This window comes from Sphingomonas sp. GlSt437, assembly GCF_048015635.2.
Classification (GTDB): Bacteria; Pseudomonadota; Alphaproteobacteria; order Sphingomonadales; family Sphingomonadaceae; genus Sphingomonas.
In genome coordinates, this window is record NZ_JBPGYA010000001.1 from 1 (window position 1) to 20,357 (window position 20,357).

General features: G+C 65.0%; 16 protein-coding genes and 1 tRNA gene. 1 reads left to right on the forward strand and 16 read right to left on the reverse strand.

Annotated elements, in window-relative coordinates:
* Positions 1–148: 148 nt before the first annotated feature.
* Positions 149–679 (forward strand): hypothetical protein, encoded by a 531-nt coding sequence (locus ACLB0R_RS00005; RefSeq protein WP_416641057.1) that lies wholly within the window; start codon positions 149–151, stop codon positions 677–679.
* On the opposite strand, the gene ACLB0R_RS00010 is transcribed toward ACLB0R_RS00005, so the two are convergent.
* From ACLB0R_RS00010 to ACLB0R_RS00085, 16 genes are all read right to left on the reverse strand, one after another.
* Positions 672–1,223 (reverse strand): GNAT family N-acetyltransferase, encoded by a 552-nt coding sequence (locus ACLB0R_RS00010; protein ID WP_416641058.1) that lies wholly within the window; start codon positions 1,221–1,223, stop codon positions 672–674. The two genes, ACLB0R_RS00005 and ACLB0R_RS00010, sit on opposite strands and share 8 nt — an antisense overlap.
* Positions 1,220–1,753: a GNAT family N-acetyltransferase gene (locus ACLB0R_RS00015; protein WP_416641060.1), complete on the reverse strand. Its 534-nt coding sequence runs from the start codon at positions 1,751–1,753 to the stop codon at positions 1,220–1,222. Before ACLB0R_RS00015 ends, ACLB0R_RS00010 begins: the two co-directional genes overlap by 4 nt.
* Entirely contained in the window at positions 1,750–2,739 is a 990-nt protein-coding gene (gene hemB, locus ACLB0R_RS00020; protein ID WP_416641062.1) for a porphobilinogen synthase, read from the reverse strand. Before hemB ends, ACLB0R_RS00015 begins: the two co-directional genes overlap by 4 nt.
* Positions 2,740–2,861: 122 nt before the next feature.
* The gene (locus ACLB0R_RS00025) at positions 2,862–4,304 is read right to left on the reverse strand and encodes an MATE family efflux transporter (RefSeq protein ID WP_416641063.1); all 1,443 of its coding nucleotides are present in this window, start codon (positions 4,302–4,304) and stop codon (positions 2,862–2,864) included.
* 310 nt (positions 4,305–4,614) lie between these two features.
* Entirely contained in the window at positions 4,615–4,902 is a 288-nt protein-coding gene (locus tag ACLB0R_RS00030; protein ID WP_416641065.1) for a hypothetical protein, read from the reverse strand.
* Positions 4,899–7,943 (reverse strand): valine--tRNA ligase, encoded by a 3,045-nt coding sequence (locus ACLB0R_RS00035; protein ID WP_416641067.1) that lies wholly within the window; start codon positions 7,941–7,943, stop codon positions 4,899–4,901. Before ACLB0R_RS00035 ends, ACLB0R_RS00030 begins: the two co-directional genes overlap by 4 nt.
* A gap of 73 nt (positions 7,944–8,016) precedes the next feature.
* Entirely contained in the window at positions 8,017–8,247 is a 231-nt protein-coding gene (locus ACLB0R_RS00040; protein ID WP_416641069.1) for a hypothetical protein, read from the reverse strand.
* Positions 8,248–8,304: 57 nt separating this feature from the next.
* The gene (locus ACLB0R_RS00045) at positions 8,305–10,380 is read right to left on the reverse strand and encodes a prolyl oligopeptidase family serine peptidase (protein WP_416641070.1); all 2,076 of its coding nucleotides are present in this window, start codon (positions 10,378–10,380) and stop codon (positions 8,305–8,307) included.
* A 175-nt stretch (positions 10,381–10,555) separates the two neighbouring features.
* On the reverse strand, positions 10,556–11,038 hold the full coding sequence (locus tag ACLB0R_RS00050; protein WP_416641072.1) for a DUF2497 domain-containing protein: 483 nt from the start codon (positions 11,036–11,038) through the stop codon (positions 10,556–10,558).
* Positions 11,039–11,059: 21 nt separating this feature from the next.
* A complete protein-coding gene (locus ACLB0R_RS00055) occupies positions 11,060–12,589 on the reverse strand; it encodes a TolC family outer membrane protein (RefSeq protein WP_416641074.1) in 1,530 nt (509 codons plus the stop codon).
* 11 nt (positions 12,590–12,600) lie between these two features.
* Positions 12,601–13,248 (reverse strand): protein-L-isoaspartate O-methyltransferase family protein, encoded by a 648-nt coding sequence (locus tag ACLB0R_RS00060; protein ID WP_434953632.1) that lies wholly within the window; start codon positions 13,246–13,248, stop codon positions 12,601–12,603.
* Between the two features lie 145 nt (positions 13,249–13,393).
* Positions 13,394–13,467: transfer RNA gene (locus ACLB0R_RS00065), tRNA-Cys, on the reverse strand.
* Positions 13,468–13,625: 158 nt separating this feature from the next.
* Positions 13,626–16,319, reverse strand: a complete 2,694-nt coding sequence (locus ACLB0R_RS00070) for a TonB-dependent receptor (RefSeq protein ID WP_416641077.1) — start codon at positions 16,317–16,319, stop codon at positions 13,626–13,628.
* Positions 16,320–16,695: 376 nt separating this feature from the next.
* Entirely contained in the window at positions 16,696–17,619 is a 924-nt protein-coding gene (locus ACLB0R_RS00075; RefSeq protein ID WP_416641079.1) for a helix-turn-helix domain-containing protein, read from the reverse strand.
* A 60-nt stretch (positions 17,620–17,679) separates the two neighbouring features.
* A complete protein-coding gene (locus ACLB0R_RS00080) occupies positions 17,680–18,072 on the reverse strand; it encodes a response regulator (protein ID WP_416641081.1) in 393 nt (130 codons plus the stop codon).
* 64 nt (positions 18,073–18,136) lie between these two features.
* Complete coding sequence (locus tag ACLB0R_RS00085) at positions 18,137–20,074, reverse strand: ATP-binding protein (RefSeq protein WP_416641083.1); 1,938 nt, start codon at positions 20,072–20,074, stop codon at positions 18,137–18,139.
* Positions 20,075–20,357 lie beyond the last annotated feature (283 nt).

Below are 20,357 nucleotides of genomic sequence, written 5' to 3' on the forward strand. Positions count from 1 at the left end.
AACGATTCGAACGTCCGACCCTCAGATTCGTAGTCTGATGCTCTATCCAGCTGAGCTACGGGCGCGCGGGAGTTGCGCACATAGAGGCGCGCGGGGGATTGCGCAAGCCTGTTGCGCGGGCCGCGCGCGGGCCATAGAGGATTGATCGATGACGTTGTATCGCGCGCCTGCCCCCGCCCGCTTTCGCCGCCTAGGTTTAGGGCTGGCGACGGTCGCGCTGTCGCTGGCGGCGGCCTGCGCCGATACGCGCCACCATTACCCCTCGTTGCTGCCGCGTCCGATCGAGCAGCGCGAGGACCTGGAGCCCGTCCGCCCGCATCCGGCGCTGGTGCCCGATCCCGCGCTCGATACCCAAGTAACGAGCGAGGAGCACACGCTGGCCGCGATCACCGCGCGCGCCGATCCGCTGATCGAGCGGGCGACGGCAGCGGTGGCGGCTGCGCAGGGGGCCAAGCCGGGCAGCGATGCCTGGCTGGAAGCACAACGGGCGCTGAGCGCGCTCGTCAGTCCGCGCACCGACCTCGCCGATCTCGCCGCCCGGCTCGACGACACGTCGATCGAGCGGGCGCACAAGGGCCAAGCCGCTTATCCGGCGCTGGAGGGCCTGCGCGCGCGGGTGGAGGCTGAGCTGACGCGCGTGTCGGCGAAGATCGACGATCTGAGCAACCAGCTCAAATAGCTGCTGACGGCGCGGCGGGTCGCGCGATCCGATAAGTGATGTGGCGCCACAGCGGATCGCCCGGCGCGAGATTGGGGTGATCGAAATCCTCATCCGGCCGGCGCGTCATGCCGAGGCGCTCCATCAGGCCCCAGCTCGCGCTGTTCCCCTGCACAGTGATCGCCGCGATCGACATCACATTGAGAGTCGCCCAGCTCCAATCGAGGCACGCCGCCGCTGCTTCCCGCGCATAGCCCTGGCCCCAATGCGCCCTGCCCAGCCGCCAGCCGATCTCGATATCATCAGCGATCGGCGTATCCGCCGGCCCCCGCTTCAGCCCGCAAAAGCCGAGGAAAGCGCCATCGGCGCGCCGCTCGACTGCCCAGAAGCAATGGCCGCGCTCGGCTTGGAGCGCCATCATCCGATCGACCGCCGCATCGCTCTCGGCGCGCGACATCAGCGGACCGAGGAAGCGCATCACCTCGGCATCCTGCCCCATCGCCGCGAACGGCTCGCGATCGGCATCGCGCCAAGGCCGCACGATCAGGCGCTCGGTTTCAATCATCTGGTCGGCCGGTCGATCGCATAAGTCACCATGCGGCGCAGCGGGTCGTCTTCCGCCATCAGCGCATGGTCGAAATCGCCATTGGGGAGGCGATGCATGCCGAGCCGCTCCATCATCGCCTGGCTCTTCAGATTGATCGACGAGGTGATGGCGACGATGCGCGGCGGTGCGATCACGCGCCAGCCATAATCGAGCGCGGCGACCATCGCTTCGAGCGCATAGCCCTGCCGCCAATGGGCGCGCGCGACGATCCAGCCTGCCTCGACCTCGCCCGCGATCGGGTTGTGCGCATCGCCGCGCTTCAAACCGCAAAAGCCGATCACGGCGCCATCCTCGCGGCGCTCCAGGCTCCAGAAGCCGAGCCCCTCGTGGCGATAAGCATCATGCTTGGCAAGCACCGCATCGCTCGCGGCTTCATCCTTAACCGGGCCAAGCTCGGCCATGACGAGCGGATCAGCCCACATCGCGTGGAGCGCCGGCCGATCGCGCGGCTCGGGCGCGCGCAGGATCAACCGCCCGGTCCGGATCATCCGTTGAGCAGCCGCGCCGCATGGAGCGCGTGATAAGTCAGCACGCCCGAGCAGCCGGCGCGCTTGAATGCCAGCAGCGTTTCCAGCACCATCGGGTCGCGCTCAGCCGCGCCCGCCGCGACGGCCGCCTCGATCATCGCATATTCGCCCGACACCTGGTATGCGAACACCGGCACCTCGAAAGCGTCCTTCACGCGGCGGATGATGTCGAGATAGGGCAGACCGGGCTTGACCATCACGCTGTCGGCGCCCTCGTCCAAATCGAGCGCGACTTCGCGCAGTGCTTCCTCGGCATTGGCCGGATCCATCTGGTAGGTCTTCTTGTCGCCCTTGAGCAGGCCGCGTGATCCCACCGCGTCGCGAAACGGGCCGTAGAAGGCGCTGGCATATTTGGCGGCGTAGGACATGATCTGGACGCTGACGTGCCCTGCCCCTTCGAGCGCCGCGCGGATCAGGCCGATGCGCCCGTCCATCATGTCGCTCGGCGCGATGATGTCGGCGCCTGCCGCAGCCTGATTGAGCGCTTGCGCGGTCAGCACCTCGGCGGTCGCATCGTTGAGCACATAGCCGGCCGCATCGACCAGCCCATCATGGCCGTGCGCGGTGTAGGGATCGAGCGCGACGTCGGTCAGCACGCCCACGTCCGGCACCGCATCCTTCAGTGCCTTGATCGCGCGACACATGAGGTTGTCGGGGTTGAGCGCCTCACGCCCGTCCTCGGTCCGCAGTTCGCGCGGCGTGTTGGGAAACAGCGCGATGCAGGCGATCCCCGCGTCGCGCGCTTCCTTCGCCCGCGCGACGATGCCATCCACCGACCAGCGCGACACGCCGGGCAGGCTGGCGATCGGCTCTTCAACGCCCTGCCCTTCGCTGATGAACAGCGGCCAGATCAGGTCGGCGGGCGTCAGCACCGTCTCGGCGTGGAGGCGGCGGCTCCACGGCGTGGAACGGGTGCGGCGAAGGCGGAGCGCGGGATAGCTGGACATGGCGCGAGCTTGTGCAGCGCGCCGATGCCCGGCGCAACCCCTGCGCCCATCTCCGTCATCCCAGCGCAAGCTGGGATCGCTGGCCGCCAGCGGCCCCAGCTTTCGCTGGGGCGGCGAGATCGTCACCCCGTCGGGTGCAGTCTCCCTGCCGGCTCCGCATCGGTCTGCGCCTGTTGGTGCGCCTGCGCCGGCGGCACCGCGAGCCGTTGCGACCGCCAATTGCCGTAGCGATAATAACCCAGCGCCATCACGAAATTGGCGATGGAACCCAAGGGGAAGCTCCACCACAAGGCATCGGCATGCAGGCTCGGCATCAGCCCGAACGCGAAGCCGAGCCGCACCGGGAACATCGCGATAAGCAGCATGACCAGCGGGGCCCACACCGCCCCATTGGCGCGAACGGTGGAAAACAGCACCATTGTCATCCCGAAGATAATGAAATTCCAGCTCGCCAGCACCTGAATGTGCCGAGCGATCGGCAGCGCGTGGCTGCCACCGCCCAGGAACAGCGCCATCACCGGCCGGTCGAACAGGATGATGACGCCGACCATCGTCGTCGTGATGATCGCGCTGAACAACAGGCCCGATCGCGTGATCGCCTCGACCCGGTCCCATTTCGCCGCGCCGATATTCTGCGCTGCCATGCTGCTCACTGCCGCGCCCAGCGCCAGCGCCGGCATCTGGATATAGGCCCAGAGCTGCATCGAGACACCATAAGCCGCGCTGGTGTCGACGCCGTAGCTGTTGACGAGCCCGGTCATCGTCAGCCCGGCGACGGAGACGACCAGCATCTGCGCGCCCATCGGCAGGCCCTTGGTGACGATGGTGCGCACCAGATCGGCCGAGGGCAGCAGGTAGCGCAGCTCCGGCCCGCGCAGGCGGATCGGCAAATCGCGCCGATAGACCACCGCGAGCAGCCCCAGCGCGGCGACATGATTGGCGATCAGCGTGGCGGTCGCCGAGCCGGCAATGCCGAGCGCCGGCATGCCGAACAGCCCCTTGATGAACACCGGGTTCAGGCCGCTGTCGAGCAGCACGCTCAGCCCCGTGAACCACAATGGCGTCACCGAATCGCCCACCCCGCGCAGCGCCATGCCGAGCAGCACCAGCAGCATCGACGCCGGCAAGCCGAGGAAAATCACCCGCAGATACGCGAGCGCCAACGGCATCGCGGCAGGCGGCGTGGCGAGTGCGTGGAGAATGTCGGGCGTGAACACCCAGCCGAGCGTAGCGATCACCACCGATCCCGCCAGTACCAGGCCGATCGCCGCGCCGAACGCGCGCCGCGCCGCCTCCACATCGCGCCGGCCCATGCTCTGGCCGATCAGGATCGTCGCCGCCATGCCGAAGCCGAACACGGCGGCGAACATCAGGAACATGATGGTGTTGGCGTTGGCGGTCGCCGACACCGCGCTCTCACCCAGAAACCGCCCGACCCAGATGGTGTTGATCGAGCCGTTCAGCGTCTGGAGGATGTTGGCGCCAAGCGTGGGCAGCGCAAAGGCAAGCAGCGTGGGGCCGATGGGGCCGGTCGTCAGATCCTTTTGATGCGGGCGGCTGGCCATGCGATACCTCGTGTTGCAGCCCCCGCCTTTAGGCGGTTACGCGCGAAAATCTAAGCCCCGTCTTTCGGGCATTTGGCGGCGTCGCCGAGGCGGCGGTGCGGCGCCAAAGCGCGAATGTTCCCGAATGTTCCCACTGACGAAGCGATTTCCATCAGGATTTGCCGGTGCCGGGCGGGGTGCCTGAAATTGCCCTGATTGGTCGAGGGTGACATAGGGCGGGCGTGTAGGACAGCGGGTGGTGGTCTGGATGTCGTCGGTTTGCGTAACCGGCAGTCGAATTGGCCGCCGAGTAACATCGGCGTCTTAACGCTTAGACGCCACCACCCCACCCGAGCATCGTGCCTACCCAAAAGAAAAGCCAAAAACCTTCAAAGCCGGCAAGCACTATCCTGGTTGCAGCGCGCTCCGCCGTGGGCGCCCGGAGATACCAAAGCGCCCAGAAGGTAAAGGCTGCAACGCCAACCGGCAGCGCGCCGAGCCACAGCATATCAATGGCATTCGGCTTGGATGGCAAACTCCGCGTCAACCAGACCGATGCGAAAAACCACAATAAGCCGATAGCTGCGAGCGGCAGCGATGTGAGGACCCGAACGATCACCCCAAGCGCGCCAGTGCGGCGGACAAACGCTCCGCCTCGGCAGCTTTCTCGGTATGGTCGGCGCGCGCTTTCTCGACCGCCTCGGGCTTGGCCTTCTCGGCAAACGCCGGGTTGTTAAGGCGTGCCGCGAGTGAGTCGCGCTCCTTGGCAGCGGCCTCGATCGCTTTGGTCAGGCGGGCACGCTCGGCGTCCAAGTCGATAATGCCTTCGAGAGGAATTAGAACCGTTGCTTCGCCAACGCCGATTTCGACGCTTTTGCCGGACGCGTCGGCTGCTTCGAAATACGGTGTTAGCCGCCCCAAACGCTCCAGCAAGGTAGGAAGCTGCGGGAAAGCGACCGCCATATCCTGGACCACTGAATTGAAATATGCGGCAGTCTTGTTGGATGGCGGTATGCCCAGATCGGTTTTCGCCGAGCGAATTTCACTGATCAACGCGATTGCGAAGTTGACCATGCCTTTAGCGTCAGCATCGATCGTGACCGCATCAACCACCGGCCACTTCGCGACGATCAGCTCATACTCCCGCGCGCCCAGCTTCGACCACAGCTCCTCGGTCACGAACGGCATGAAGGGGTGCAGCAGCACCAATATCTGGTCGAGCACCCAGCCCGCGACGGCACGGGTTTCGTCAGCCGCATCGTCATCCCCCTCCCGCTTGCGGGAGGGGTTAGGGGTGGGCACGTCGCCCATTCCGTCAGCCCCGGGTTCTTCAGGCCCACCCCCGGCCCCTCCCGCAAGCGGGAGGGGAGAAAGCACCGGCTTGATCAGCTCCAGATACCAGTCGCAAAACCGGTCCCACACGAAATGGTAGATCGCGTTGGCCGCGCCATCGAAGCGGTAATCGGCGAGCGCGGCGTCCATCGCGCGGACCGTTTCGACCACTTCGCCGATGATCCATTTGTTGACCGCAAGCGTCGCGGCGGGCGGCTCGGGCGAGGCGCTCGCGCCGATGCCGTTCGCCTGGCAGAAGCGCGCCGCGTTCCACAGCTTGGTCGCGAAGTTGCGATAGCCCTCGACCCGGCGCTCATCCATCTTGATGTCGCGGCCCTGGCTTTCCATCGCCGCCATGAAGAAGCGCAGCGCGTCGGCGCCATATTTGTCGATCAGGCCGAGCGGATCGACGGTATTGCCCTTGGACTTGGACATTTTCTGCCCGTCCGCCGCGCGCACCAGGCCGTGGAGGTAGAGCGTGCGGAACGGCACGTCGTGCATGAAATGCGTGCCCATCATCATCATCCGCGCATCCCAGAAGAACAGGATGTCAAAGCCCGAGACGAGGACGTCATTGGGGTAGCGGCCGTGGACGGTGGGCTTGCGCAAATCCTCCCCGTTCACGGGGAGGGGGACCGCCGCAGGCGGTGGAGGGGGAGTGGCCGCGAGGTCGTCGCCCTGCCGAGCCCCCCCTCCACCATGCTGCGCATGGTCCCCCTCCCCCTCCGGGGGAGGATTTTGGTCCGGCCACCCCATCGTCGCAAACGGCCAAAGCGCGGAGGAAAACCAGGTGTCGAGGACGTCGGGGTCTTGCCACAGAATAACGGTTTCGGAGGGCGTTGTCGCTCGAAGCTCTCTGGCAGCCGCTTCGTCTTCCACTAGAAGAACGCTTCCACCGCTCAGATCGAGTGCGCCATCGCGGCGGGACGATGCCGCAAGGATCGCCGCAGCCTCTTCGGATTCGGCGACAAAAACGCGACCGTCATCCGAGAACCAAGCCGGGATCCGGTGCCCCCACCACAGCTGCCTGCTCACGCACCAGGGCTGGATATTGTCCATCCAGTTGAAAAACGTCTTTTCCCAGGTCTTGGGCACGATGCCGATCCGCCCGTCCTTCACTGCCGCAATCGGCTCCTTGGCCAGCGTCGCGGCATCGACATACCATTGGTCGGTTAGCCAGGGCTCGATGACGACGCCCGATCGGTCGCCGAACGGAGTCTGGATGGTGCGCGGTTCGGCGTCGTGCTCGGCGCCGTCCTTGTCGATATGGGGGACGAGGAAGCCGTGCTCCTTCATCCACGCGACCGCGAGTTCGCGCGCGCCGGGGACGCCATCGGTCTTGAAGCGCGGGAGGCCGAGGAACGCGTCGGGCACCAGCCCGTCCACCGTCTGCACGACACAGGCCTTGGCATCGAGCATGTTGAGCATGGCGCGCGCTTCGATGCCGGCGCGGTTGCCGACCTCGAAGTCGTTGAAATCATGCCCCGGCGTGATCTTCACCACGCCGCTGCCGAGCTCGGGATCGGCATGGTCGTCGGCGATGATCGGCAGGCGGCGGCCGGTGATCGGCTGGATGACGTGGCGGCCGACGACCGACTGGTAGCGCGCATCCGCCGCGTTCACCGCGACCGCCATGTCGGCGAGCATCGTCTCGGGTCGCGTCGTTGCCACGACCAGGTGATCGGTGCCGTCGGGTAGCGTCACGCCGTCCGCGAGCGGGTAGCGGAAGTGCCAGAAGCTGCCCTTCACCTCGTGCGTTTCGACCTCAAGATCGCTGATCGCGGTGCCGAGGCCGGGGTCCCAGTTGACGAGGCGCTTGTCGCGGTAGAGCAGGCCCTGATTGTAGAGATCGACGAACACTTTCAGCACCGCCTTGCTGAAGCCCTCGTCCATCGTGAAGCGCTCGTTCGCCCAGTCCATCGAGCAGCCAAGGCGGCGCAGCTGGCGGGTGATCTGGCCGCCGCTCTCGCGCTTCCAGTCCCACACTTTCTCGACGAATTGCTCGCGGGTGTAGTTGTTGCGCTTGTCCTGCCGCTCGGCCATTTGCCGCTCGACGACCATTTGCGTGGCGATGCCGGCGTGATCGGTGCCGACCACCCACAGCGCGTCCTTGCCCTTCAGCCGGGCATGCCGCGTCAGGATATCCTGCAGCGTGTTGTCGAGCGCGTGGCCGATATGGAGGCTGCCGGTAACGTTGGGCGGCGGGTTGACGATCGTCCACGGCTCCGCGCCGGGCCGTTCCGGGCGGAACAGGCCTTCATTCTCCCAATGCGCGTACCAGCGGGATTCGATTTCAGCGGGGTCGAAAGTCTTGGGCAGATCGGTCATGGGCCGCGTGTCTAGCGAGCCAATGCGCGTTCGTCACCCTTGCCGGTCGAGCTGCCCCGGAAGTTGAAACGCCTCAGCGCGGCGGGGTCGTTCCCTGCTGCGCAGCCCGCTTTTGCTGTTCCTGCTTTTTCGCCATGTGATGGCCGATGGCGCACCCTGCCGCTGCGCCCAGCAGCGCGTGGTGGTGAGCATAATGCCCAGCGACACCGCCAACAACCGCGCCCTTCAGGCAGCCCTTCGCATAAGCGGGCGCCGAAGCTGCCATCGCCGTTGCCGCTGCAATCATCGCCACGCTGCGCACCATCATCAATCTCCTAAATATCTGCTGCAAAACAACCGCGATGCTTTCGCGGTTCCGGGATCAGCGCGAATTGCCGCTGACCACACCCTTCCCCGTCCATTTGTCCATCCACCCCAACACCTCATGATACCATTGCCGGCTGTTGCGGGGTTTGAGCACCCAGTGGTTCTCGTTGGGATTGACCACCAGCCTTGACGGTATCCCCCGGCGTTGCAGCGCGGTGAAGCTGGCCAAGCCTTGCGTATAGGGGATGCGGAAATCCTTTTCGCCGGTGATCACCAGCATCGGCGTCTGCCACTTGTCGACGTAGTTCACCGGGTTCCATTTCTCGAACGCGGCGGGGTCGTCATAATAGGTCTTGCCGCCATGCTCCCACTCGTCGAACCATAGCTCTTCGGTTTCGTAGGCCATGGCGCGCGCGTCGAACACGCCGTCATGCTGGACGATGCACTTGAAGCGGTCCGGCCAATTGCCCTCGATCCAGTTCATCATATAGCCGCCGTACGAGGCGCCGAGCGCGCAGGCATTGTCGGCATCGAGCCAGGCGAACTGGTCGGTCGCGGCTTTCAGGCCCTTTTGCAGATCCTCGAGCGGCCAGCCGCCCCAATTGTTGCGGATCGCGTCGCTGAAGCCTTGGCCGTAGCCGGTGCTGCCGTGGAAATCGACCGCGACCACCGCATAGCCATGGCCAGCGAACACCGCCGGGTTCCAGCGATAGGACCAGCTATTGTTGAACGTGCCTTGCGGGCCGCCATGGACCAGGAATGCGATCGGCGCCTTCTGGCCTTCGGCTAGGGTCGCGGGCTTGACGACATAGCCCCACACCTTGTCGCCATTGGCGCCGGTGAAGCTGAAGCGCGTGATGGTCGGCAGGTCGACGCTGGCGAGCTTGTCGGCATTGACGCTGGTGAGGCGCGTAGTGGCCTTGCCCTTCAGCAGGTAGAAATCATCGGGCGCGGTCAGCGAATTCATCGCGTAGACGATGCCGCCGCGCGTCGGCACCACCGCCGTTACATTGCCAAGCTGGGTCAGCCGGGTGACTTTGCCGGTGCGCGCATCGACCGAGAAGATCGGCGTTTCCTGCGTATCCTCGGCGGTGACGATGATCGACTTGCTGTCGGGCGACCAGGCGATCGAGCCGACCGAGCGGTCCCAATCCTTGGTCAGCGCGGTCACCTTGCCGCTCGCGAAATCGCGGACCATCAGCACTTGGCGATCGGCCTCATAGCCCGGCCGCGCCATGGCGAACCAGGCGAGCGATTTGCCGTCTGGCGAGGCAGTCGGCAGATTGTCCATCGCCTTGTTGTCGGCAGTGAGGTTGGTGGGCGGCGCCGAACCGTCCGCGGGCGCGGCGAAGATATCGAGATTGACCGAGAGCGGCTCGATGCGACCCGCCTCACGCAGTGCGAAATAGACGGTCTTGCCATCGGGCGACCAATCGACTTCCTCGGGGCCGCCGCTGGGCTTGGAGGGGGTATCGCCGACCAGCCCGCCCTCGATCGCGGTGCCGTTGCCCTGCGCGACGCCGTCCTTCAAAGGCAGAACGAACAGCTGCGAGCGCGTGCCGTCCGCCCAGGTATCCCAATGGCGCACGAACAGCTGATCATAGACCCGAGCCTCGCCGGCATTGGGGTCCTTCTTCTCCATCGGCAGTTCGAGGCTAGGGGCGCCCGGCTTGCGATCGGCCCAGACGACGAGCTTGTCACCAGTGGGACTGAGCTTGAAGCCGTTGATGCCGCCGGCGACATTGGTCACTTGGCGCGGCGTGCCGCCAGTGACGGGCACTGCCCAGACATTGTCGTCCCCGCCCTTATTGGCCTGGAAATAGACCGTCACGCCATCGCGGGCGAATTGCGGCGCGGTTTCGTTGACGTCGGGCTCGGCGGCGAGCTTCTCGGGCTTGGCGCCCTTCTTCGTCAGGTCGAGCCGCCACAGATCGAACCGGCCCTTATTGGCGGCAAGATCGGTCTCGCGCTGCTGCCAGACCAGCCAATGGCCATCGGCCGAAACTGCGGGCGCCGCGACGCGCGAGAGCGTCGAGACGTCGTCGATGGTGAGCGGGCGAGCAATAGCGGGAGCGCCGAGCAGCGCGGCGGTGGCAAGCGTTGTTGCGCTCGCGATCAGGGTCATCCTCATGGGGCGAAGCTTAGAGCAAATCGGCGGGCGAGTGGCAACGGGTGGGCGCTATGCCATCCGTTCAATCCCCCGTCACCCCGGCCTCGAGCCGGGGTCCCGCTTCTTCTGCGGGCGGACAAAGGCAGCGGGACCCCGGGTCAAGCCCGGGGTGACGAAGCTGGCAACAGCGACGCTCTCAATGCTGGCTGGTGATCCGCGCGATTTCGCGGGCGACCATCGTCTCGACGATGCCGGGCAGCCGCGCGTCGAGCCACTCGCGCAGCATCGGGCGGAGCAGCTCGCGGACCAGCGCTTCGAGCGTGTTCTCGCCAGGCGCTTCCTCGGGTGCGCGCACGACCAGCTTCGACAGCGTATCGAGCGCGCCACGGCTGGCCTGGGCGGCTTGCGGCGACACGATCGGCTCGGGTGCGTCCGGCTGATGCGCGGCTTGCGGCTGCGGGGCCGGCACGGGGTCCGCCGCCAGCTGCGCGGTGACCGCGTCGCTCAGTTCGAGAATATCGTCCTCGATCGTCTGCGGGCGTAGCGACGGCGCCGGTTCAGCCGCGCGCGCGGGCCGGCGGGTGCGTGCCGCAACCGCGCTTTCGCCTTCCTCGGCGATAATCCGTTTGATGGAGGACAGGATGTCTTCCATCGACGGTTCTGCGCTCACGTCTCCCATCGCGATCCCTCGCACGCCAGCTTACCTCTTGGGTTTGTCGGCTTTTGCGGGATTGGGGGCGTCGGTGTCAACCGTGCCGTCGATCGGTGCGCCGAGCACCGGCTCGCGCACGGTGTCGACGGTCGCGTTCTGCGCCTTGCTGCCCGTCGTGCTGGTCGCATAGGGCCCCGGCGAATTGCCGTCCGCCCAATCGGAGAGCTGGTTGTGGACCCGGTCGTAATGCTGGACGGGATCGTAAAGCGCGCCGCCATCGAGCCCCAGATCGCGCGCCTCGGCATGGCCCATCGCCGCGATCAGCGCGAAGCCCGCGACATAGGCGTCGCGCTTGGCGGTGACCAACTGGACCTGGGCGTTCAATAATTCCTGCTCGGCGTTCAGGATTTCGAGGATGGTGCGGTTGCCGACGCTGTTTTCGGCGCGCACACCTTCCAGCGACAATTTGTCGGCATTGACCGTCACGATCGACGACTGGATCACATCGAGCGAGGATTGCCACACGGCATAAGCCGAGCGCGTCTGCGCGATGACGCCACGTTCGGTCTCGGTCACGCCCTCGATCGCCTGGGTGCGCCGATCGCGCGCCTGGCGGATCTGCGCCGACGGGCGACCACCCTGGTAAAGTGGCAGCGACAGCTGGACCCCGCCCTGCGCCGCATTGCCCGACTGCTGCACGCCGAAGCCGGAAACCTGGAGCGAATCGAGATAGTTATAATAGCTGGTGCCGGCGAATAATTGCAGCTTGGGCAGCCGCTGGCCGTGCGCGGCCTTTTCATCGAAGCCCGCCGCATCAGCCTGTTTGTGCGCGGCGATCAGCGCCGGATTATCGCGCAGTGCGACATCGACGGCGGTGTCGGCATTGGTCGGCAGGTTGGGAATATCAGGCGGCGTTTCAAGCGTGTCGGGCGTGCTGCCGACAAGCCGAACATAGCTTTCCCGGCTCGAGATCAGCTTGGCCTGCGCGCTCTGCAGCTGCGCGCGCGCCAGAGCGAGCCGCGCTTCGGACTGGGCGACGTCGGTGCGCGTCAAGTCGCCAACCTGGAAGCGATCCTTCGACGCCTGCAGATTGACCTCGAGCACCTTCACATTCTGCTGGTTCAAGGAGACGATCGCCTCGTCGCGGATCACGTCCATATACGCGCCGACGACCGCGGTGAAGAGATCGGACTCCGTCCGCCTGAGCGAGGCGCGGCCAGCATCGACGCGGACCTTTGCCGCCGTTACCGAATTGCGCACCTGGCCACCGGCATAAATCGGCAGCGTCGCCTGCGCCTGCGCGGTCACCTGCCTCAGCGGCGAGGCAAAGCTGTTCGAGGCAACCAGGACGTTCTCCTGGTAAGCGCTTTGCAGCGTGACTTGCGGCAGGCCGTTCGACTTGGCGATGGGCACATTCTCGTCGGTCGCGCGCAGGTCCGCCCGCGCGCCTGCGAGCGTCGGGTTGGTCGCATAAGCCTTGGCGAGCGCCTCGCGCAGCGTCTCAGCCGTGGCGGGCGCAACGGCCATCGCCAGCAACGCGGTGCCGGCGAGGTATTTGGAAGAGGATATCACGCCCATCGGGTCTCTTTTCAAAAGGCGAAAACCGCCGGCCGGGCGAATCCCGGCAGCGTTACGCAATCAACATCGGCGAAATCGGCGAGCCCGAAGCCGCCGGCCGTACGCGTGCCCAGCGCGAGCCGGGTGACGCCACGATCGACGATCCCGGTGACGAGCCGGCCGCCGGGCGCGAGCTGATCGATCAGCACCTCCGGCAATTGCTCGACCGCGCCATCGACGACGATCAGGTTATAGGGCGCCTCGGACGGCGCGCCTTCGGCAAGCGGCGCTTCGACCAGCGTTACATTGGTGCTGCCCACAAGCGCGGACCGCGCGATGGCGAGCAGCGCGGGATCATTCTCGACGGCCACCACCAGGCCGGCGAGCGTCGCCAGCAACGCGGCGGTATAGCCCCCTGCCGCGCCGATCAGCAGCACTTTGTCGTCGGCGCGCACCCGCGCTTCGGAGAGCAGCCGCCCGGTCGCTTCCGGCTGATTGAGCGCGCGGCCATTGCCGAGCGGCAGCGGGCGATCGCGATAAGCCAGCGCAGCCAGCTCGGCCGGCAGGAAATGCTCGCGCGGCACCCCCGCCATCGCGGCGATCACGCGCGGATCGCTCACCGCGTTGGGCCGCAACTGGCTGACGACCATCGCGTGGCGCATCGCGGCGAAGTCAGTCATGGCGGCACCGTCGGTCATCGATCATCCCTTCGCACAACTGTGTTATTGATGCAATACAGTTTTGCTCTTGCGCGCGTCATATCGTGCCCGGCTCGGTCCGCCAAGCGATATAGGTACGAATTTGAAACGTAAACGGCGAAGAAGCTGGAGGCCCGAGCCGGAATCGAACCGGCGTACACGGATTTGCAGTCCGCTGCGTAACCACTCCGCCATCGGGCCAGCGGCCATGCCTGTGCGAGGCTTTTGGGGGGACGTCAACCCCCGCGAGGCAGCGCGCGCCCTCGCCTGCCCCATCGCCTGCCCACCCACCAAAGAAAGCGGCCCGGCCAACCGAAGCTGACCGGGCCGAAAGTGTGGGTGGGGTCACCCTAACTTTATTAGAACTTCATCGACGCTTCGAAACCGAAGGTCCGCGGCGGGTTGAGGTTGCCGTAATCGCCGAGGATACCGCCATAATTGGTCGAGATCAGCGCGTTCGGCGTGCAGGGCGCGGCGCCGTTCAGGCCATTGCTGCCGCAATAGTTGAGCACCGGCGACGAGTTGGCGGCCGAGCGACGATAGATATACGTCGTGTCGAACAGGTTGCGCGACCAGACCGACAGCGTGACCTTGTTGCCGCCATTCACCGCGATGTCCGCCAGAGCGAGACGACCGTTCACGACAAAGCTGGAGTCGGTCTTGGTCGGCTCGAGCTGGAAGCTGTACTGGCTGCTCGCATAGTTGCCGTCGAGGTGGAAGCGGATCTTCGCATCACCCAGGCTCGCCAGGGGGATCTCGTAATCGATCGAGCCCGATGCGGCATGCTTCGGCGTGTAGACGATGTACAGCTGCTGCAGCGGACCGCCGGTGAGCGGGTTCACCGCCGCCGGAGCCTTCCAGTAGGTGTAGGCGTACGAAGCACCAAGCGTCAGGTTGGCGATCGGCTTGACCGTCAGGTCGGCTTCGATACCGCGGATCTTGGTCTTGCCGGCGTTCTGCGTCGTTTCGATGTGCGACCCGTTGGTCGGGCTGCCCGACTGGGTGTCGAACTGGTCGAAGTCGAACTGGGTGTTCTTGCGGTCCATGATGTAGCCCGCCACGTTCAACCGGGCGCGATGCTCGAAGAAGTCCATCTTGGCGCCGATTTCGTACGACTTGACCGATTCCGGGCCGAACGAGTTGAACTGCTGCGAGCGGTCGTTCGCGCCACCAGCGCGGAAGCCGGTCGCATATTTCGCGTAGAAGTGCAGGTCACGCGTCGCATCCCACGACAGGTTGATCAGCGGATCGAACCGGTTGAGGCTGTTCGCGAACGTGAACGGCACGAAGTTCGGCTGGAAAACGCCGCTGATATAGTTGTTGTTGACAACATAGAGACGACCGCGACGCTGGTCGTGCGTGTAGCGACCGCCGAGCGTCAAGTGCACGCCCTGCAGCCAGTCAGGCGAGTAAACCACATTGCCGAAGAACGAATAGGTGTGGTCATAGGCTTCGCTGGCGCGCGTGATGAACTGGCAGCTGTTGGTGAACTGCGGCACGCTGGTCGACAGCAGGTTGTTACAGTTCGGGTCGGTCGGCTGATAGCCGGAGTTGTTGCCGCTGTTGATCGTGCCCAAGAAGATGGGGCTGCGGATGATGTAGCCCGTGCCAGTGGTGTTGTACTGGTTGCTCAGCGGGGTCGCGGCATATTCGGTCGCGTGCTCCTGGAAGTAATAGGCACCGACCACATAGTCGAACTGCGGGAAGCTGCCGACCGCCTGGAATTCCTGGCTGAACTGGTGCTGGCGCAGGAACGACAAGCTGTAGCGGCTGAACAGACCGGTATTGGCAACCGGGTTGCCAGTCACCGGGTCGGTACCCTGCGGCTGGAAGGTGGTACGCGCCGCACCGCCCGAGTTATCCCACTGGTCGGTCGAAACACCGCGCCACGCGGTGATCGAGCGCAGTTCGATCCAGTCAGCGGCCTTCCACTTCAGGTTGATCGACGCACCGTGCGTAATGTCTTCACTGGGCTGCTGCGGCACAGCGAAGTCCGACGACAGCTGACGCTCGGTGTGGACGCGATTAGCAGGCGCGAGCGGCGCGATGCAGATCGGGGTCGCAGCGCCGGCAGCGATGGTGCCACCGCAAGGCGTGCCGGTGCCGGGAACGGTGTAGGTGCCGGGCAGGAACAGGCGCGGCGTACCGTTGGTCGCGCTGGTCGCACCGAAAACGCCGACGGTGTAGTTGTTCGGGTTGTAGCTCAGCAGCTGGCTGAACTGCGGCGTATTGTCGTCCTTCGCATAATCATAGGCGACATCGGCCGTGAAGTTGTCGAACGGCTTCCAGCGCGCCGCGATGCGGCCGCCGACGCGGTCATAATAGTTCCAGCCGGTCGAGCCCGCGAGCGGATCCTTCACGGTCGGGTCTTGGTGCTGATAGACACCGTCGAGCTTCAGCGAGATGTTGTAGAAGCTCGGCAGGTCGAGGTGCAGCTCGGCATTGCGGCTGCCATAATTGCCGACGCCGCCAACCGCACGACCGTCGAGCACGCCGCTCGGCGCGCGGGTAACGAGCGAGAGCGCGCCGCCTTCGGTGTTGCGGCCGAAGATGGTGCCCTGCGGGCCCTTCAGCACTTCGATGCGCTCAATGTCGAACAGCGCGGCGTTCAGGCCCTGGGTCTTACCGAGGACGACGCCATCGATATAGACGCCGACGCCCGCGTCACGCGCGGTCTGGTTCTGGTCGTAGGGAACGATGCCGCGGATACCGACGGTGAGCGCCGACTGGCGCGCTTCGAAGGTCGCGATGCGCAGCGACGGCACCGAACCGTCCGCCAGGTTGAACAGGCTCTGCACGTGGCGATCCTGCAGCGCTTCGGAGTTGAGCACCGAGATCGAGATCGGCGTCTTCTGCAGATTGGTTTCGCGCTTGGTCGCGGTCACGATGATCTCGCCGATCGTCGATTGATCGGCAGGCGCGGCTGCGGGCGCGGCGGCGTCATCGGCGGCGGGCGCCGGCGCGGCAGCGGTCTTCGCATAAGCGGGCGAGCAAACGGCAAGCATCGCGCTGCCGAGCATAAGGTTGAGCCGAAGGCCCGAACGGACGGTCATTGGTGATCCCCCAAGGTTGATTTTTAAGGTGGCAGGGGCCCGCTACCCACCAACCGAGACAGAAATATTACAGAGATTGTAATATAATCGAAGTCTTTCTGACCATAAATTGTCGTATTTCAGTTGTGTTACAGCGGTTGCGGCACTTTGGCACGCTAAACACCATGATGCCCTAAGGTTTCCAACCAAGCGACGGTGATTTGTTGCATTTATATTACATCATCATTAACTGACGCGCATCTGATCCCGACTAATCGGTCCGGTGCGAGGATGCATTTTGGATGCGTTGGCGCGCCCGACTGTGGCGGCAATACAACAGGATCGCGTAGCCAAAGGCGGCTGCGCCCGCGACTCGGCTGGCGCGCGCCAGCGCCCGTCAATCGGCGGCGATCGTCCGCCGATAAGCTGTGGGATCGACGCCATAATCCTGCCGGAACGCGCGGCTGAAATGGCTGCGGCTGGAAAAGCCGATGCTCGCGGCGACTTGCTTGACCGGCATGTTGGTCGAGCGAAGCATGTCGGCTGCACGGCGCAGCCGCGTCTTGGCGACGAATTCCATCGGGCTCATCATGAAGATGGTCGAGAATTCGCGGGCAAAGGCCGAACGGCTCATCCCGGCAACGGCGGCCAGCGCCGCGACACTGTGCTGTGCGGCCGGGCGATCGAGCACGGCAGCAACCGCGCGCCCCAGCCGCGGGTCACGCAACGCCGGCAGCAGGCTCGATTCATGGACCCCGCGCGCGAGATGCCGCCTGAGCGCGACGAGCAGGCACGTTTTCATCAACGCGCCCATCAGCGCGCGCGAGCCGACGCCGGGCCGGTCGCGCTCGGCCGCCATCATCCGGAAACAGGCGCGGACGCCGTCATCACCGGCAAGATCCTCGACGATCGGCGCGCGCATCGCGTCGAGCAGACCGAACGACCCCGACAAATTGGCGTGAACCAGGCCGCAGATGAAGCGCAGATCGCTCGGGCTGCCGCCGGTCAGGTCGAACTGGGCAAGGCCGGTATCGAGCTGGCGCTGGAAGTCGATCGCGAGCAGCTCATCGCCCTCTTCACCATCGGCGCCGATCGTCTGCGGGATGCGCGGCGGCACCACCACGACGCTGCCGGTCGGGCATTCGACAATTGGATGGCCCGGGACCGCCAAGAACATGGTGCCGGCCAGGACATAATGGATTTCGATCTGCGGCCCGCCGCGCGCGATGAGTTTACGTCCCCGCGCGACCTCACAGACCGCGAAGGCCTCGACGTCGATATCCAGCGTCGTCAACAAACGATCGAGCAGCGTATCCAACAAGCCAAACCCCGCAGCAGCCCTTGGCCGAGGCGGCTATATTGGCGCGACACGCGCCAGCAATCAACCGAGCAGGCCGCCCCCGCCGCCGCCGCGTGCCATCAGCCGGCCGATCGCATCGAACAGCGCGTCCATCGCGACGGGCTTGAACAGCACTTCGTCGGCGCCCGCCGCAAAGCATTGGTCGCGCAGATCGACCCCGGCGTCAGCGGTCACCACGATGATCGGCAGCTGCGCCTTGGCATCGCCGCGCTCGCGGATGCGGCGAATGGCAGTCATCCCGTCCATGCCGGGCATACGCAAGTCCATCAGCACAACATCGAAATCATGCTCGCCGATCAGCGCCAGGCCGGTTTCGGCGTCGGGCGCTTCGACCATGCCGGCGCCCGCAACGTCCAGCATGTCTTTGACGACACGGCGGTTCATCGGATCATCCTCGACAAACAGGATGTTCATTGCGTGCCGGGCCCCGTGAAAAAGGCAGGATGTCCGCCGAAAACCATGGTTCGACCCTATCGCGTCAAGCCGCTTGCGAAACAAGCCCTGTTTCGGGCGCGGCGGTGCCGGCGCCCCCAACAGGATAGAGTAATTCGACCAGGGCGGCACCCGTAATCGGCTTGGAAACAAGGGCTTCGATCACGTCATTCGCCGCTGATTGAAGGATCGGATGATCGGCCGGCGCCATCAAAACCAACGTCGCACCACGCGCTTTCGCGGCTTGCACCAGCGTCGACAGGTTCGCCGCGGCATCGTCGCCCTCTCCTCCTTCGAGCGCGGCCGCGTCGACCAGCACGCGCGCGACGGTATTGTCGGCCAGCATCGGCAGCGCGTCAGCGGTCGATCCGGTGGCAAGCACGGCACCGGCGCGCGGCGCGAGCAGTGCCTTCAACATGCTGCGCGTGATCGGGTTGCGATCGATGACGAGCAGCGCAGGCGCGTCGTCGCCTGGCGCGACGGCGGCGGCAGGCTGCTCGGCCAGAACCAGCGGCAAGTCGATCGTGAAGGTCGACCCCTCACCCGGCGCGCTCGTCACCAGGACATCGCCGCCCATCGCGCGCGCCAGATTGCGGCAGATCGACAAGCCAAGGCCTGTACCGCCGAACTGCCGCGTCGTGCCGGCATCGCCCTGGCGGAACGATTCGAAGATGATGCCCTGCTTGTCCGGCGGAATGCCGATGCCGGTATCGCTGACCGTGATGCGCAGGCGGCCGTCGCTGGCTTTAACTTCCAGCCCAACCTTGCCCTCGGCGGTGAATTTGAGCGCGTTGGACAACAGGTTGAACACAATCTGCCGCAGCCGCGCCGCATCGCCCATGATCATCTTCGGGCAGGCTTCGGTGTGCATCTCGAACGCCAGGCCCTTGGTCGTCGCCTGATCGCGCCACATCCGCGCCAGATCGGTCACCAGCGCGGCAAGATCGAACGGCGCGTTCTCGATCGTCATGTTGCCGGTTTCCATCTTGGCGACGTCGAGAATGTCGTCGACAAGCGCCCGCATCGTGACGCCGGCACCATGGACGATGCTGATGCGATCGCGCGTCTCGGGCGAAATGCGGGTGTCGCTCAGCATTACTTGCGTCATGCCGAGAATGCCGTTGAGCGGCGTGCGGATCTCGTGGCTGGTGGTCGCCAGGAATTCGGTCTTGGCGGCGAGAGCCTTTTCGAGCGCACTGTTGCTGGCGGCAAGCTCGATATTGGCGGCGCGCACTTCGTTGCGGCTGCGGCGCAGCGTGACGATGCCGAAGCCGAGCATGCCGAACACGATCAGCGCCGCGACCGCCGAGCCGGTGAACAGGATGCGCTGGAAATGCGCGCGCGACCGCTCCAGCTCCAAGCTGCGCTGCGCCTCGGCCCGCTTCAGTCGCGCGATATTGAGGTTCTGGTTGGCATAATCGAACCGCGCCGACATCAGCGCCGTCCCGGTCGAGATCGCGAGTTGCGTCGCCTGATCGTCGAGCCGCTTCAGCGCGGTCAGATGAGCGAGCGCCTTCTCGCTATCGCCGAGCCGCTGGTAGATTTTGAAGGCGAATTCGTGGTCGATTCTCGCAGCAAGCGGTGTCTTGGACAGATCGACCCCGGTGAAAACCTTATCGATCAACCGCCTCGCTTCGGTCGGTTCGCCTGAATTCAGAAGCAGATAGGCGTTCAATGCGTTGAACTGGGACGACGTGCCGGCATCACCATCGAGCTTTGCCGCCGACAGCCCTTGTTTGGCGGCATCCCGGGCGAGATGCAAGTTGTTCTGGTCGATCGCCGTCAAAGCAATGTTGCGATTAACCTGCGCTTCGATCGCCGGCGCCTGCAACTGCGTCAGGATCTTCAAGGCCTGTTGATATTCGCGAATAGCGAGTTCGGGCTTGCCGCTATCCTTGAGCGTATTGCCACGATTATTGTAAATCGAAACTGCGAGCTTCGGATCAACCGAGGATAGCTCAAGCGCTTGAGAATAATACCTCATTGCGCTCGAATAATCCAATGCCTCGTGATACAAGGAGGCGATCGATAGCAGAGATATCGCCTGGCTTCGTGTCTCGTTCAACTGGCGATAGATCTCGAATGCGCGTTGATAATCGCGAAGTGCAGCAGCAACATCAGGCTTCGCGGTTTCGATCCACCCGCGTGAGACGAGAATGTCAGCAAGAACCTTCGTGGGTCGGTGGACGGCCGACAGGTTGGCCAGCGCGCGCTCGATGAGAGGCGTTGCGTTGTCTGAATCGTTTTGACGGACCAGAGCCTCGGCC

Bases quoted from the DNA above. Each gene is read 5' to 3' on its own strand.
- ACLB0R_RS00005 (WP_416641057.1), top strand. From the start codon at position 149: ATGACGTTGTATCGCGCGCCTGCCCCCGCCCGCTTTCGCCGCCTAGGT.
- ACLB0R_RS00010 (WP_416641058.1), bottom strand. From the start codon at position 1,223: ATGATTGAAACCGAGCGCCTGATCGTGCGGCCTTGGCGCGATGCCGAT.
- ACLB0R_RS00015 (WP_416641060.1), bottom strand. From the start codon at position 1,753: ATGATCCGGACCGGGCGGTTGATCCTGCGCGCGCCCGAGCCGCGCGAT.
- hemB (WP_416641062.1), bottom strand. From the start codon at position 2,739: ATGTCCAGCTATCCCGCGCTCCGCCTTCGCCGCACCCGTTCCACGCCG.
- ACLB0R_RS00025 (WP_416641063.1), bottom strand. From the start codon at position 4,304: ATGGCCAGCCGCCCGCATCAAAAGGATCTGACGACCGGCCCCATCGGC.
- ACLB0R_RS00035 (WP_416641067.1), bottom strand. From the start codon at position 7,943: ATGACCGATCTGCCCAAGACTTTCGACCCCGCTGAAATCGAATCCCGC.
- ACLB0R_RS00040 (WP_416641069.1), bottom strand. From the start codon at position 8,247: ATGGTGCGCAGCGTGGCGATGATTGCAGCGGCAACGGCGATGGCAGCT.
- ACLB0R_RS00045 (WP_416641070.1), bottom strand. From the start codon at position 10,380: ATGAGGATGACCCTGATCGCGAGCGCAACAACGCTTGCCACCGCCGCG.
- ACLB0R_RS00050 (WP_416641072.1), bottom strand. From the start codon at position 11,038: ATGGGAGACGTGAGCGCAGAACCGTCGATGGAAGACATCCTGTCCTCC.
- ACLB0R_RS00055 (WP_416641074.1), bottom strand. From the start codon at position 12,589: ATGGGCGTGATATCCTCTTCCAAATACCTCGCCGGCACCGCGTTGCTG.
- ACLB0R_RS00060 (WP_434953632.1), bottom strand. From the start codon at position 13,248: ATGACTGACTTCGCCGCGATGCGCCACGCGATGGTCGTCAGCCAGTTG.
- ACLB0R_RS00070 (WP_416641077.1), bottom strand. From the start codon at position 16,319: ATGACCGTCCGTTCGGGCCTTCGGCTCAACCTTATGCTCGGCAGCGCG.
- ACLB0R_RS00080 (WP_416641081.1), bottom strand. From the start codon at position 18,072: ATGAACATCCTGTTTGTCGAGGATGATCCGATGAACCGCCGTGTCGTC.
- ACLB0R_RS00085 (WP_416641083.1), bottom strand. From the start codon at position 20,074: ATGAGGTATTATTCTCAAGCGCTTGAGCTATCCTCGGTTGATCCGAAG.